Source organism: Streptomyces sp. NPDC005266 (genome assembly GCF_040607655.1).
Taxonomy (GTDB): domain Bacteria; phylum Actinomycetota; class Actinomycetes; order Streptomycetales; family Streptomycetaceae; genus Streptomyces.
This window is the reverse complement of sequence record NZ_JBEXHC010000002.1, coordinates 88,904-101,469: the sequence shown is the minus strand read 5'-3', so window position 1 is coordinate 101,469 and position 12,566 is coordinate 88,904. Positions and strand designations below refer to the sequence as shown.

Sequence of the window (12,566 nt, the reverse complement as noted above, 5' to 3'; positions counted from 1 at the left end):
CATGTCCGTCCTGCACCGAGAAACGCGCCGCCGAGCAGCGCCGCCTCAATGCCCGGTGCGACCGGCGCAGCCCCCCTTCGCCCGCCGCGCCATCGCATGCTGCGCGTTGCCTGCCGAGGAGTGGGCGGTGTCCCACGCGCGGCACTTCACCACAGTGCGGCTGGCGAACTGGCAGATCAGCGAGGAGGTGGCGGACGCGGCCAAGCTCGTCGTCACGGAGTTCGTCACCAACACGGTCCGGCACAGTGGCTCCACGGAGGTCGGCCTCCGGCTGGCCCGCTCCGGTTCCTCCGTGTGGATTGAGGTCTTCGACAGCGGACTGTGGCGAGCCCCGGCCGCTTCGGACCCGGACGACGACATCGCGGAGAGCGGCCGGGGGTTCCACCTGGTGGACGCCGTGACCCAGCGCTGCGGAGTGCATTGCACACCTTCCGGTACCTGCGCCTGGGCGATGCTGCCGGAATCGCCGCCATCCGGTCGGCAGGAGACGCCCACCACCTCTTTATCCGCCCGTGCGGGCCGGACCAGGGCCTGCGGCCAGGCCCCTTCCCATGGCGCACCCGGCCCGAACGGCCATGGGCGGCCGACACAGCGGAGGGATGACACAGCCCGTGCCTACTGACCACGCCTGCCAGGCCGCGGCCGAACTCGCCGCTCGCAGTCTCGCCCCCCTCGCGGCCTCGCTGGAAACCGCCCACCACGGCCGACGCCCGGACCGTGCCGATGACCTGTCCGCGGGCATCGCTGCCCTGCTGGCCTTACTGGACGGGCTGTGCGCCAATCTGCGGGGTGAGTTGAGCACGTGGCACGCTGGGGTCGGAGACCGGATCCGCGGCGTCCTCGGGTTTCCCGTAGCCGGGGCCGAGGGCCTTCGCCGGGTGCGGCAGCCCAGCGGATGGAAAGGACTGACGCTGGTCCAGGCCAGAGCGCAGGAGGTGCTCACCGCCCTGGTCAGCCGGCCACGCGGGGGGCCGGTCCGGCCGGACGAACTGTCCGCGCACCTTCACCTCGTGGAGGACGTGCTCGCCGGAGCGCTGCGCCGCACGGCGGTCCGGGAGGGCACGGCGGTACGGTGCGCCGCGGGGCTCGCGGAAGCCACCGGTTCGCTCTTCGGCCTGCGCTGGTCCCCACCTCCGCGGCCCACCCCGCCCCCTGCCGCACCTGAGCCACCACACCCCCCTCGCCCGGCGCCGCCCGTCCCGGAGCAGCCCCCCGGCTGGTGGGGCGGCCTGCCGTAGCCGGCCATCGGACAGCGTCAGCGATCCGGTTCTCCGGCGCCCTCGTCCTCGAGTCGTTCTTCCGGGACGACATGCATGGCGGCTTCCTCCGCCCCGGCGGCGCCCCCGTCGATGCCCTTGTCCGCGACGAGTGCTTCCTTGGTGGTGTCGGTGTGGGCTCCCTCGTCGGGGGCGACGAGACGCCCGGCCCGTTCCGCACCGGCTTCGGGATCGATGGGCTCTCCCTCACCGCCCGGCAGGTCTCCCACACCGTCGCCCGCCCGCTCTCCGGTGTCGGGAACCTCCTCGGCCAGCCGGTCCTCGAGCGTCTGCCGTTCGCGCTGCTCGGCCGCCGTCGTGCCGTGCTTGGTGACACCCAGTGGCTTCTCCGGCGGAGAGTAGCCCTCATCGAGTATCTCGTCGTAGTCACGCTCGTCGACAGCGTCCTCCATGTCCAGGGGACCGGCGTCCTCCTGCTCCTCGTTGCCGCCGGTCGGCTGGTAGACGTCGTCCGCCATGTGTTCGTCACTCATCGTTGCCTCCCGTAGGACGCTGGATCTTCGCCGACACTCCGCGTTTCCATTTTCCGGTGCCGCGACACATCCCGCTTTTGTGTCTCAGGAGTCCCAGCCGGGCCGCGTCCGAGGGTCGTGCGACTGGGCAGTGGTCATCTTGTTCCGGTCCGCATGGCACCAGGGGGCCGCGGTCGTGACCATGGGCAGCTTCGCGGCGAAGTCCGAGTGGCTGGACCTGGACGACCTGCGGCCCCAGCACGACCACCGGCCCAAGCACTCCTACGGATGGTCCAAGCCGGCGCGGATGTACTTCGGGCTCGAACTCGACCGCCGCCGGCGCCCGCAGGCAGCAGGTGGCACGCTCGAGCGGCTGGCGCGGCTGACGGTGCCGCAGCCGTGGGCCACCGCCACCGCCCCGGTCCGGCTGGCTGTGGCCGACCGCCGCCGCCTGCTCGCGGCAGGCGCGCGAGGACACGATGCTCGGCGGGCGCATCCCGATGCGGGCCGGGCAGGCGGCCATCGTGCTCGCCACCATGCTGCACCGCGCCGCGGTGTGGGGCGCCCGGGAGCTGTTCGACCCGTCGCGCTTCGACCCGGAGACCGCGGCGCGGACGCGTTCCGGTGCCGACGGCGCGTACCCCAGCGGCCCCTGGCTCGTACCCCCTGCCGCGCCCACTGCCCCAGTCGGACGTCCGCGCTCGTCTACCCCGGCCGGCCGGGAGCCGGCTGGGGCCGGGGGGCGGGCCGGGCACCCATCACAGGGGTGGGTCCGATTGCTCTGCGGGCGGTGGCCTCACTCGCAGCCGTATCGCCAGTTCCACCCGACGAATGTGTGCCGCAGCGCCACGTCGAAGCGGCAGCTTGGCCTCGCGTCGGCTGTCAACTGGACGTACGAGTGGTGAGTGTTCGCGTACCAGCCGCCGGTCGGGTCAAACACACCTCGGTAGCCGAAGTCGGCGTGCGCCTCGGAGTTCACCGCGACGCAGTCGGTAACACAGTCGTCCTTCGCGGTCCGGGACATGAGCGACCAGCCGGCGTCCCAGGGCTCGCGATTCCACTCCTGGGTCGCCGTGGTGGTGGCCTTGGGGATGCGGCTGTCCGCTGTGTCCCACGCGGACGTGGTGTACAGACCGGTCATCCGGATGTTGCAGCAGTCGTACATCTCGTTCCAGCTGCGCAGCTGCCGGCTGAGGCCGGTGGCGGCCGGGCCGCCCGCCTGCGCCGAGGTGACCGATGCCGGGACATACTGGGCCGGGCCCAGTTTCGGCTTGCAGCCCGGGCCTATGCTGATCTGTCCCGAAACGGCCTGGCCGGGCGCCGGAGCAGGGAGTTCGCCGGTCAGCCGGACGCCTTCACAGGGCTTGGCGGCCGGGTCGGTGTCCTGAGCAGCCGCCGGTGTCGTACCGCTGAAGAGCGCTATCAGGGATGCGGATAACGCGGCAGCGACGGTGACTCGGCTCTTCACTTTTCCATCCCCTTGAACCCGATTGGGCAGCGCGAATCGGTGTAGGCGCGCCGCCGAGAACTCACAGGGGGATCGTAACGGCGGTCATGTCCCGGGGCTCGCCCGGCCGTTGCGCAGCGGCCGCCGGGCGTCAACGGCGGCCGGAGTCGACGATCTTGCGTACGTTGTCGATGCTGCCGCAGTCGGCAGCCAACAGCTCCGCCCGCGCCTCGAAGAACAGCCTCCCCAGCTCCGCGCGGCGCTCCGCGGCGACGTGTTCCCTCGCCTCGTTGAGCAAGGTCCGCTCTTCCTCGTCCGTGTGGTGATTGATCGCCGAGACGAGCTCTTCGAGCTTTTCGTCCCACTCGTCTGAAGCGGTGTCCTCCACCTCCAGCAGGGCGAGCAGGGCCGCGTTGCCCTCTTCGTGCTCGTGCACACCGTGCTCGACATCGTCGTCCGGCACGTTCTTGTAACGCCGCAGCGCGGGGTAGATCTTGGATTCCTCAGCTTCCGCGTGCGCGATGAGCAGTGCCGAGAACTCGGCCAGCGCTGCCGCGCGATCGGCGTCGTTGCTGCGCATCGTCCGGAAGAGATCCTCCATCGTGCGGTGATCCTGCAGGATCAGTTCGACGACGTCGGTGTTCGCGGGGGCGGACAGCATGCTGACTCCTTGCGTCGATAGTGGATGGAGACGTCTTGTACCCCGCTTTCCGCTCGTCAGACCACGACGGTAAGACCGCGGCAGCCGACCGCGGCTACCGCCCGCACCGACGAATCGGCCGCGGGCCGGGCGTCGAGTTCACCGAAGAACCCACGATCGTCCGTAGGCCCGCTTGTCGAAGCGGGCCGACTCGGCCCGGGAATGCGCGATGCCCGAGGCTACGACCGGCGGCGAGGTTTGCCGCGCTTGCCGCCCTTGGATCCGCCGGAACCGCCGGAACCGCTCCGAGGGCCTTTCCCCGCCGACTTGCCGGCTGCGGGCTTCTGCCGTGCGGCGCCTTTACCGGGGCGCTTGCGCTCCGGCTCCGCCGGGACAGAGGAGCGACGACCCCGTGTGCTGTTGACGGTCCGGCCGCGAACGATTCCGATGAAGTCGTCCACCAGGTCGGTGGTCCCGTCCTCCCGCCACGACAGCGCTACCCGCGATTCGGGGGTGCCGGTGACCGGCCGGTAGGTGAGATCCCTGCGGTGATGCAGGCGGGCGAGCGACTGTGGGACAACGAGCAGGCCCACTCCTGCCGCCACCAGCTCGATGGCGTCCGCCGTGGTGGCAGGACGCTCGATCGCGGGCCGTCCCGGCGGATGTTCCCAGTCGAGGGTGTCGTCGAGGGGATGCAGCACGATGTCATCGGCCAGGTCCTCGGCGGGCACTTCGTCCACCATGGCCACGACGTGGTCCTTCGGGATCACGACCACCGTCGTCTCGGTGTAGAGGGGGATCGCGCTGAGGTCCGTCCGGTCGACCGGCAGCCGCAGGAAACCTACGTCGGCCCCACCGTCCCGCAGCACGTCGGATGCTTCCGCGTCGGATACCGGGATGAGGGTCAGCGGGACGTCGGGCAGGCGCTCGTTCCAGATCCGCACCCACTTGGCGGGCGTCACTCCCGGGACATACGCGAGCCGGAACGAAGGGGATGCTTCCGAGCCTGTCACTGGGCCAAGGTTACCGGGCGTGGCGAAAGGGAGCGCACACACTCGATAACCTTGACACCATGAAGTCGCACCAGACTGCCCAGACGATGAAGCCGGCCACCGCGGCGAAGAAGCTGGGCGTGTACCTTGAGGCCACTCCCGCCGAGTTCCAGGAGGGTGTCGTCTCGCGCACCGAACTGAACGCGTTGCAGGCCGATCCGCCCGCGTGGCTCCGGGAGCTGCGGCACAACGGCCCGCACCCCCGGCCGGTGGTCGCGGCGAAGCTGGGCATCTCCATCTCAGGTCTCGCGCGTGGCGGCATCACCGAAGCTCTCACCACTGAGCAGATCGACGCGTTGAAGGCGGAGAACCCTGAGTGGCTGCAGAAGGAACGCGCCACCCAGGCCGAGGTCCGCAAGGAAACGGTGCGTATCAAGAAGAAGCACGCAGAGCGACAAGATCAAGCCCGCCGGGCTTCTTGACCGGTTCGTTCCTCAACGTCCGTTTCGAGGACCGGGTCCGCCTCCGCCCCGGACGGTGACACCGTGACGCGTACGCAGCCGACGCATCAGGATGAGCAGGATCGCGGTCAGGAAGAGGTTGCCGAGGGCGTCGCCGCTGACCGCGTCGTTCCGCGCGACCGATCCGGACATGGCGCGGGTCTTCGCGCGGACCACGTTCCTGTCGGACAGCCGCAAGGATCTCACGTCGGTGGAGGTGCCGACGCTGGTGCTGGAATGCGCACAGGACGTGATCGCCCCGCGCGAGGTGGGCGCCCACGCGCACGCCGCGATACCGGGCAGCCGCCTGGTGACGCCGGACGCGACCGGACACTGACCGCGGCTGAGCGCTCCCGCCCCGACGGCGCGGGCGATCCTCGATTTCCTCCGCGAGGCGCGGTGAGCACGAATCAGATACCGGTGCCGGACGCCGACCAGGACGTGGGCGCCACCGATGCCGTGTTCACCGCACTGCTGGAGGACAGCGTCGAGGAGCTGTACGAGCGGGCGCCGTGCGGCTACCTGTCCACGACACGGCCCGCCGGCTCCCGTGTCCGCACGTCCTTCGCGCGTAACGTGGGGGCCCTGCGGAAGGACTAAGGAGAAGCGGAACGTGTCGGAATCACTCCATGCGACCGCCCCCACGCAGTTCACGGAGGCAGGCGGGGTCCGCTATGCCTATCGCAAGTTCGGGCGGGAGACCGGGACGCCACTGATCTTCCTTCAGCACTTCCGGGGCGGGATGGACCACTGGGATCCCCTGGTGACGGATGGCCTCGCGGCGAAGCGGCCGGTGATTCTGTTCAACAACCGGGGCGTGGCGAGCTCCAGCGGCGAGACGCCGGACACCGTTGAGGCACTCGGCGACGATCTGGCGGCGTTCGTGGAGTCGTTGGATATGCCGCGGGTGGATGTGCTGGGCTTCTCGATCGGCGGGTATGTGGCTCAGGCATTCACTTTGCGCCACCCCGCATTGGTACACCGGCTGGTCCTGGTCGGAACGAAACCCCGTGGCGGAGAGGACGAAGGCAGGCATCCCGACGTCACGGCGGTGGCGACCCGAAACCCCGAGCTCACCCTGGAGGACCTTCTCTTTCTGTTCTTCGAGCAGTCGGAGGACAGTCAGGCCGCGGGGAAGGAGTTCTGGGAGCGCCGGCGTCGGCGCACCGCTGATGTCGACCCGCCGACCTCGGAGCAGACCACTCAGGCGCAGGCCAGGGCTCTCGAGGACTGGCGGGAGGTGCGCGGGGAGCGCTACGCGGAGCTCAAGCGGATCAGCCAGCCGACCCTGGTGGTGAGTGGCCGCCGGGACATCATGGTCCCTACCGTCAACTCCTTCATTCTGGCGCAGAACATTCCTCGCGCTCAGCTGATCATTTACCCGAATTCGGGCCACGGTTCCCATGTCCAGTACCCGCGCTTGTTCGTCGACCATGTCGCCCGGTTCCTGGATGCCGAACCCGCCTTCAGTTGATGCGGCGCCGCGTTGCCCTCAAGAGGCGGGCCGCTTTCTCGCCGCCTTCTTCGCGGGGGCCTTCTTCGCCGCGGTCTTCTTGGCGGTTTTTTTCGCCGCCGTCTTCTTGGCCGCGGCCTTCTTGGCGGGCCGTCGCATCTCATGCACCTCGGCCTCGCCGACCGTCTCGCCACGGGACGCGCGGGCGGCGCGGACGCTGTCCTGCAGTGCGGCCATGAGGTCCACGACCTTGCCCTTCGGCTCGGCCTGCGCCTCCTCCAGTTCGGGCGGCTCCCGGCCCTCGGCCTTCGCCTGGATGACGGCCTCCAGGGCTTCCCGGTAGTGATCGCGGTACTGGCTGACGTCGACGCCGCCCATGGTGTCCATCAGCTCCATGGCCTCGTCGACCTCCGCGTCGGACAGTTCCACCGCACGCGGGCCCAGCCCCTCCGAGCTGCGGATCTCATCCGGCCAGTGCAACGTCTGGAGAACGATCGCGTCCCCGACGACGCGCATTGAGCCCAGCCTCTCCCTTCCGTGCCAGGCGAATTTCCCGATCGCCACCTTGTCGCTGCGCTTGAGCGCTTCCCGGAGCAGGACATACGGCTTGGTCGCCACAGCCCCGTCGGCCTGAAGGTAGTAGGGGGTACCGAACCTGACCGGGTCCAGGCGTTCGGCCTCGACGAATGCCTCGACGGCGATCGCCTTGGCGGTGGGCAGCGGCAACTGCTCGAGGTCCTGATCGGTGATGGGGACGAGCTGGTCCGGCCCCGCCTCGTAGGCGCGTCCGATCTCCTCCGGACTGACCTCTCGGTCCTCGATCTCGCAGATCTTCCGGTTACGGATGAGGCCGCCGTCAGGGAGGTGGATCCGCCGGAATCTGATGCTGTGGTCCTCGGTCGCGGGCAGCATCTTGACCGGGATGGTGACGAGGCCGAAGCTGACGGCTCCGGACCAGACGGGGCGTGGCACGAGAGAGCTCCCTCCTCCACCCCCTGGGCTGTCCAGGCTAGGCCAGGTCCGGTGGACGCGCCCGCGGTCGGAGTCGCGCGGTATTCGAACTAGAATCGAACGGTGAGTGCGGAGGAGTGGCGGCGCAAGGCTGGGCCATGGGCCCGTGCCCGGATGCCCGATCTCCAGGAACTCGACGTGATCATCACCGGTTGGACCCGCACCCGCGACGGCCGGTGGTGGGCCGAATGCGAGGCCGTCCTCCCCGCCCGCCACGAGCTCGCCGACGGTGGCACCCGGACCACCGGGGCACCGACTCCCATCAGTGTCGCCGCCGAGGACATCACCCCCATCCCGGGCGAGGACTACTCCATGGTGCCGACGGACGGGGCGATCGCCGGACGGCAATGGGTTCTGGAGAAGCTCCACCAATTCGTGGACGACGCCCCGCCCCGACGTCTCCACCGCCGCGACTGCTGGCAGGCCCGCGAGAGCCACGAGCGGATCACGACGGAGGACGCGGTCGGGCTGCTCGGCCGGCTGACCGTGACCGTCTGCGATGTCTGCCGCCCGGACCGGGCCCTCCGCCGCTGACCGGCGGACGTCCCGTCTGCCGCGGCTCCCCTCCGGCGGTCAGACGGGTGGGCGGGGCTCCCCGCGGTAGGTGCCGAAGGACCACTTGTTGCCCTCCGGGTCGGCGATCGCGAACTCGCGGCTTCCGTACGGCTGGTCCGCGATCTCTCGGATGACCTTCACTCCGGCCTTCCTGAGCCGCTCGTGGAGGGCGTCGACCTCATCGGTGACGACGTACGCACCGAAGGTGCCCGGCTCCAGACACCATGCCTTGGTGGCCGGGTCGTAGGAGCCGAGCATGACGCCGCCGCCTTCGGGCCAGTCGAGCTGGGCGTGGGCGATCCGGTCACCGTCCTGGTAGACGGCGGTGCGCCGGAAGCCGACCGTGTCGGTCAGGAAGGTGATGAGGGCGGGGGCGTCATGGGCCTGCAGCGTGGGCCAGACGGAGGGTTCGCGCGGTGGGTTCTCTGTGGTGTTCATGCGTCTCACTCTTCGCCATACAGGTGGCCACCGGCTTGGATATTCCGGCACTCCTCGGCCAGCCAGGCGGTCGGGCTCACTCCGGTGTACTGCTGGAAGTCGCGCACCAAGTGGGAGTGGTCGCAGTAGCCGCAATCGGCGGCGATACGTGCCAGCCGTGGCGCGCCGCCCGCGGCGACGGCGCGGGCCACCGCGGTCCTGGCGTGCTGGAAGCGCATCAGCCGGGCGGCCTGTTTGGGGCTCAGCCCCGTCTCGGCCCGGAACAGGGTGGTCAGGCGGCGCGGGCTGAGCGCCACATGTGCGGAGAGGCCGCGCAGGGTGCCGGTGCCGCGGTGGCGGGCCAGCCAGACCCATGCCTCGGCGACCTCGGGACGTACCGGCTCGGCGCGGTCGGCCGCCGCGGCGCGCTGCCGCAGATAGGCGGTCAGGATGGCGAAGCGCTCCTCCCACTCGTCCTGTTCGCGCATCCGCTCATGCACCTCGGCGGCCCGCTTCCCGAGCACCTCCGTCCCGGACGTCACCAGTTGGGGCGCCAGCTCAGCGGCCGGAAGCCCCAGCAGCACACGGGCGGCCAGGGGGTGCACCGCCAGCTGCACACCGGTCTCGTGCCCGGGCTGTACCACAAAAGCGGGACGCTGGTGCAGTCCGCCGACGACGATGTCGGTGCGCACGGCGTCGGCCCCGCGCGCCTGCTCGGGGGTGTGCCCGCTGATGACCGGACCGTCCAGGGAGAAGATCACGGTCAGATACGGGGACGGCAGTCCACGGTGGAGCGCCGAGGGGACCCCGGCAGAGCGATAGCCGACCGCGGACACGACCATCCCGCCGAGCCCGGGAGCGGTCCGCACGAACTCGCGCGTGCTCATATGGCCAGTATGGGCCACCGGGCCGATCGGCACCGTCTCAGCCCACGTACCGTCGAGCCGTCGAGTGGCGCTGGGTTTCGTCCAGCAGCCGCAGCCGGTGCTCGACGTCCGCCGGCACGACGTCCCGGTTCGCCAGGACCCAGGGCAGACCGGCCGCCGCCTGCAGGAAGGCACGCAGGCTCGGTCCGTCCCGGGGTACCGTCCGGACCAGAAAGAGAGTGCGGCGCGTCGCGGTGGACAGCGGTCGGCGCAGCCAGGTGAACCACAACGTGTTGCGCAGCCCACGCACCCGGCGGGCCGTGGAATCGCGGGCGCGGGAGGGCGCGTGATGGACCGTCATTTCCGGGACGTAGGCGAGCCACCAGCCGCGGACGGCGAGGTCGGTGGCGAGCAGTTCCTCCTCGCCGTCGAGCCACAGCCGGGGAGAGAATCCGCCGACGGAGCGGAAGGCGTCCACCCGCATGCACGTCGCGGCGGCGACGAAGGAGCCGAGGGCCGGGCCCGGCAGCCATGGCGGCCCCGGCACGGGTGAGGAGCGCAACTCCTCCACGATGGGGTCCTCGGTGCCCGCGGGCTGGACGAGGACGCGGCCCGTTACGGACGCCAGACCAGGATGGCGGTCGAGCGTGTCCGCGGCGGTCTCCAGCGAACCGGGCTCCCACCAGGTGTCGTCGTCGCAGAAGGCGATGTACGGCGTGCGCACCTCGCGTACCGCCAGGTTTCTGCCCACGGCGCCGAGATTGCGGCCGGGACGCAGCAGCCGTATCCAGGGGTGCAGATGGGACACCGCCTCGGCGGTACCGTCCGTGGAGCCGTTGTCGGCGACGATCACGGGCGGCCGCTCGGGCAGTTCGGCCAGCCGGTCGAGGGTGTGCAGCAGTTCGGTCCGCCGGTTGCGGGTGATGACGACGACGGTCGTCCGGTCGTCGGTCATGGCCCACTCCTCGCCTCACCGCGTGTTCCGCTCTGCGTGTCCGAGTAACCGGCTCTGCGTGTCCGAGTAACCGGCCGGCATACCCCCAAACAGGACTCCGGGTGCCCTCACCGCTGACCTCGCGCGGCCGCCGACAGCGCCCTGACCAGCCCGTCCGTGGCGTCCGCGATGTCGTACGCGGGCGCGCTCAGGAACTCGCCCCGGCGCTGCTGGGCCAGCAGCCGCCCCGATGTCAGGCACCACGACCACCACCGATCCAGTTCGGCGCAGTGGAGTTGCCCGGCGCTCAGGGTGGCGGGCCAGCCGGCAGCCCGGGCCTGGGCGGTCACCTTCGCCCCGCCGTCGACGGGGTCGACGGCCAGGGCCGGGGTGCCCGCTCGCAGGGCGAGGACCAGTCCGTGCAGCCGGTCGGTGACCACGAGATCCAGCCGCTCCAGAACGGACTCGAACTGCTCCGGGGTCGCACACAGACGCCAGTCGTATGCGTCGAGCCGACTGGTCATCTCCAGCCGCGCACAGTCCTTGGACGCCAGCCAGCGGGTCAGGGCGGCCGCCACCTCGTCATGGCGCCGCGCCCGTCCGTACTCGCCCTGGCCGTAGGTGAGAATCACGCCGACGACCGGGGCGGCGGAGCTGGCCGGAGCGCTCGCGGCCAGGTCACGTGCCGCAGTGCCACCGCCAGGGGCGTCACGTGGAAAGACATGGTGGAAACCGGTGACCGCCGGGCCGGCGGCGTCGATCACCGAGGTGCCGATGGCGATACGGACGCAGGACCGGAATCTGTGGTGCAACTCCTCGATCTGCGGGCCGTGGAGCGGCCCGCACAGGAACACCAGATGAGAGTAGGCGTCCACGGCCGCTTCGGGCAGGTGCAGGGCGTCGGGCCGGTAGCCCGGGCTCCACGCCACCTCGTACGGGATTCCCAGGCCGTCCAGAGCGGCCCGCACCCGGCGCAGCGCGAGCACGTCCCCGGCGGTGACCTCGCCTTCCAGGAAGCTGAACCAGCCGGTGAGAAGTACCTTCCGTGGGCTCCTGGCCATAGCCCCGCCGTCACCTCCTGAGAGGGCTACCGCCAAGCCTATTCCCGCCTGGTGCGGCGCGCGTCCGACCGAGGTGGAGCCGGTGCTCCCCTCACCGGGGGGACGGAGCGATCACCGCGTGGCAATCCGTCCAGGCAGGCCGGCTCAGCAGTGGACGGAAGCGGGTGAGCAGGTCGAGGAGCTCGGGTCCGCATTTCGTGCGGAAGGCGGGGTCGATGCGGGCGAGGTCGAGTTCATTGGCAGCGGACAGCTCGGCGAAGTCCCGGCGCAGCTGCGGTTCCGGAGTGTGGGTACGGCCGGTGAACCGGTCGTGGAAGGCCGCGTCGGCGTCCGTGAGGGTCGGGTAGGTGGCCTCGCGGTCGCAGCTCGCGTAGAGGTACACGAGGGCTTCGGCTTCGGCGCCGATCACCGCCGCCAGTTCGGTGCGGCGGTCGAGGGGCAGCAGGGTTACGGGGAAGCCGTCCGTGCCGTAGAACGCGTGGCACAGGCCCGCCAGTTGGAGGTCGGGTCGGGCTCCCCAGGCGGCGAGCCGCGCCCGTACGCGCTGGAGATGGGCGAGGAGAGTGCCGCCGGGGTGGGCGATGCCCGCGGCACCGAGCCGGCGCAATAACGTGACGGCCCCGTCGGCCGCGGCAGGGGGAGCAGGCACAGGTCCGTGTCCTTTCGGTGCGTGGCAGGTCGGCACCCGTGCGGCGCCTTCGGCTGGTCCGGATCCTCGCGAAGGCACCGCACGGGTTGCCGCCTGCCTCTGCCACGATCCTGGCGAGCCGTGAGCACCCTAGTCAATCCTGGGGTTCGCTCACCAACTCAAAGCTGTGGCTTAGGGATTCATGACTGCGGCAGCCGCCCGGTTTCGGCACCACACGTTCCCGCAGCCGGCGAACACCCCGTGGGAAGAATCCTGGTGGAGCGTCACCAGCCGCGAGCCCGGCAACCGCCGGCGGAGCGCGGGTACATGGCC

17 protein-coding genes and 2 pseudogenes are annotated in these 12,566 nt (G+C 70.5%); 8 read left to right on the top strand and 11 right to left on the bottom strand.

What is annotated here, in order from left to right; genetic code table 11:
• The first annotated feature begins 1 nt into the window (after position 1).
• Together ABZU99_RS04030 and ABZU99_RS04025 are read left to right on the top strand one after the other, a co-directional pair.
• Complete coding sequence (locus ABZU99_RS04030) at positions 2 to 622, top strand: ATP-binding protein (protein ID WP_355951886.1); 621 nt, start codon at positions 2 to 4, stop codon at positions 620 to 622.
• Positions 612 to 1,238 carry a hypothetical protein gene (locus ABZU99_RS04025; protein WP_355951883.1) on the top strand — a complete coding sequence of 209 codons (627 nt, stop codon included), beginning with the start codon at positions 612 to 614 and terminating at the stop codon, positions 1,236 to 1,238. The genes ABZU99_RS04030 and ABZU99_RS04025 overlap by 11 nt, the downstream gene beginning before the upstream one ends.
• 17 nt (positions 1,239 to 1,255) lie before the next feature.
• Here ABZU99_RS04025 and ABZU99_RS04020 read toward each other — a convergent pair whose 3' ends face one another.
• The gene (locus ABZU99_RS04020; RefSeq protein WP_355951881.1) at positions 1,256 to 1,750 is read right to left on the bottom strand and encodes a DUF5709 domain-containing protein; all 495 of its coding nucleotides are present in this window, start codon (positions 1,748 to 1,750) and stop codon (positions 1,256 to 1,258) included.
• Between the two features lie 166 nt (positions 1,751 to 1,916).
• Here ABZU99_RS04020 and ABZU99_RS04015 point away from each other — a divergent pair.
• Positions 1,917 to 2,072: pseudogene (locus ABZU99_RS04015) on the top strand (short-chain dehydrogenase); the annotation flags it as partial.
• 453 nt (positions 2,073 to 2,525) lie between these two features.
• On the opposite strand, the gene ABZU99_RS04010 reads toward ABZU99_RS04015, so the two are convergent.
• The 3 genes from ABZU99_RS04010 to ABZU99_RS04000 form a co-directional block, all read right to left on the bottom strand.
• On the bottom strand, positions 2,526 to 3,197 hold the full coding sequence (locus tag ABZU99_RS04010) for a hypothetical protein (RefSeq protein ID WP_355951878.1): 672 nt from the start codon (positions 3,195 to 3,197) through the stop codon (positions 2,526 to 2,528).
• A gap of 130 nt (positions 3,198 to 3,327) precedes the next feature.
• Complete coding sequence (locus tag ABZU99_RS04005; protein WP_355951875.1) at positions 3,328 to 3,837, bottom strand: hemerythrin domain-containing protein; 510 nt, start codon at positions 3,835 to 3,837, stop codon at positions 3,328 to 3,330.
• 218 nt (positions 3,838 to 4,055) lie between these two features.
• Positions 4,056 to 4,829, bottom strand: coding sequence for a LysR family substrate-binding domain-containing protein (locus ABZU99_RS04000; protein WP_355951872.1), 774 nt, complete (start codon positions 4,827 to 4,829; stop codon positions 4,056 to 4,058).
• Positions 4,830 to 4,888: 59 nt separating this feature from the next.
• On the opposite strand from ABZU99_RS04000, the gene ABZU99_RS03995 reads away from it, so the two are divergent.
• Positions 4,889 to 5,290 (top strand): DUF5997 family protein, encoded by a 402-nt coding sequence (locus ABZU99_RS03995; RefSeq protein WP_355951869.1) that lies wholly within the window; start codon positions 4,889 to 4,891, stop codon positions 5,288 to 5,290.
• A gap of 12 nt (positions 5,291 to 5,302) precedes the next feature.
• Here ABZU99_RS03995 and ABZU99_RS03990 read toward each other — a convergent pair whose 3' ends face one another.
• Positions 5,303 to 5,461: a hypothetical protein gene (locus ABZU99_RS03990; protein ID WP_356048004.1), complete on the bottom strand. Its 159-nt coding sequence runs from the start codon at positions 5,459 to 5,461 to the stop codon at positions 5,303 to 5,305.
• Here ABZU99_RS03990 and ABZU99_RS03985 point away from each other — a divergent pair.
• The 3 genes and pseudogenes from ABZU99_RS03985 to ABZU99_RS03975 all read left to right on the top strand — a co-directional run.
• A pseudogene (locus ABZU99_RS03985) lies at positions 5,427 to 5,711 on the top strand (alpha/beta hydrolase); the annotation flags it as partial. The gene ABZU99_RS03990 and the pseudogene ABZU99_RS03985 sit on opposite strands and share 35 nt — an antisense overlap.
• The gene (locus ABZU99_RS03980) at positions 5,708 to 5,908 is read left to right on the top strand and encodes a hypothetical protein (RefSeq protein ID WP_356048002.1); all 201 of its coding nucleotides are present in this window, start codon (positions 5,708 to 5,710) and stop codon (positions 5,906 to 5,908) included. The pseudogene ABZU99_RS03985 and the gene ABZU99_RS03980, both read left to right, overlap by 4 nt.
• 13 nt (positions 5,909 to 5,921) lie before the next feature.
• On the top strand, positions 5,922 to 6,782 hold the full coding sequence (locus tag ABZU99_RS03975; RefSeq protein WP_356047897.1) for an alpha/beta hydrolase: 861 nt from the start codon (positions 5,922 to 5,924) through the stop codon (positions 6,780 to 6,782).
• 18 nt (positions 6,783 to 6,800) lie between these two features.
• Here ABZU99_RS03975 and ABZU99_RS03970 read toward each other — a convergent pair whose 3' ends face one another.
• Positions 6,801 to 7,733: a Ku protein gene (locus tag ABZU99_RS03970; protein ID WP_355951861.1), complete on the bottom strand. Its 933-nt coding sequence runs from the start codon at positions 7,731 to 7,733 to the stop codon at positions 6,801 to 6,803.
• A 102-nt stretch (positions 7,734 to 7,835) separates the two neighbouring features.
• On the opposite strand from ABZU99_RS03970, the gene ABZU99_RS03965 reads away from it, so the two are divergent.
• Complete coding sequence (locus ABZU99_RS03965; RefSeq protein ID WP_355951858.1) at positions 7,836 to 8,306, top strand: DUF6233 domain-containing protein; 471 nt, start codon at positions 7,836 to 7,838, stop codon at positions 8,304 to 8,306.
• 39 nt (positions 8,307 to 8,345) lie between these two features.
• Here ABZU99_RS03965 and ABZU99_RS03960 read toward each other — a convergent pair whose 3' ends face one another.
• The 5 genes from ABZU99_RS03960 to ABZU99_RS03940 all read right to left on the bottom strand — a co-directional run bounded on the left by ABZU99_RS03960 (position 8,346) and on the right by ABZU99_RS03940 (position 12,254).
• Positions 8,346 to 8,765, bottom strand: coding sequence for a VOC family protein (locus ABZU99_RS03960; RefSeq protein ID WP_355951856.1), 420 nt, complete (start codon positions 8,763 to 8,765; stop codon positions 8,346 to 8,348).
• A gap of 5 nt (positions 8,766 to 8,770) precedes the next feature.
• Positions 8,771 to 9,631 carry a helix-turn-helix domain-containing protein gene (locus ABZU99_RS03955; protein WP_356047894.1) on the bottom strand — a complete coding sequence of 287 codons (861 nt, stop codon included), beginning with the start codon at positions 9,629 to 9,631 and terminating at the stop codon, positions 8,771 to 8,773.
• Between the two features lie 37 nt (positions 9,632 to 9,668).
• On the bottom strand, positions 9,669 to 10,565 hold the full coding sequence (locus ABZU99_RS03950) for a glycosyltransferase (protein WP_356047892.1): 897 nt from the start codon (positions 10,563 to 10,565) through the stop codon (positions 9,669 to 9,671).
• A 107-nt stretch (positions 10,566 to 10,672) separates the two neighbouring features.
• Positions 10,673 to 11,605: a polysaccharide pyruvyl transferase family protein gene (locus tag ABZU99_RS03945; RefSeq protein WP_355951848.1), complete on the bottom strand. Its 933-nt coding sequence runs from the start codon at positions 11,603 to 11,605 to the stop codon at positions 10,673 to 10,675.
• A 91-nt stretch (positions 11,606 to 11,696) separates the two neighbouring features.
• Positions 11,697 to 12,254, bottom strand: a complete 558-nt coding sequence (locus ABZU99_RS03940) for a DUF6817 domain-containing protein (RefSeq protein WP_356047890.1) — start codon at positions 12,252 to 12,254, stop codon at positions 11,697 to 11,699.
• Positions 12,255 to 12,566 lie beyond the last annotated feature (312 nt).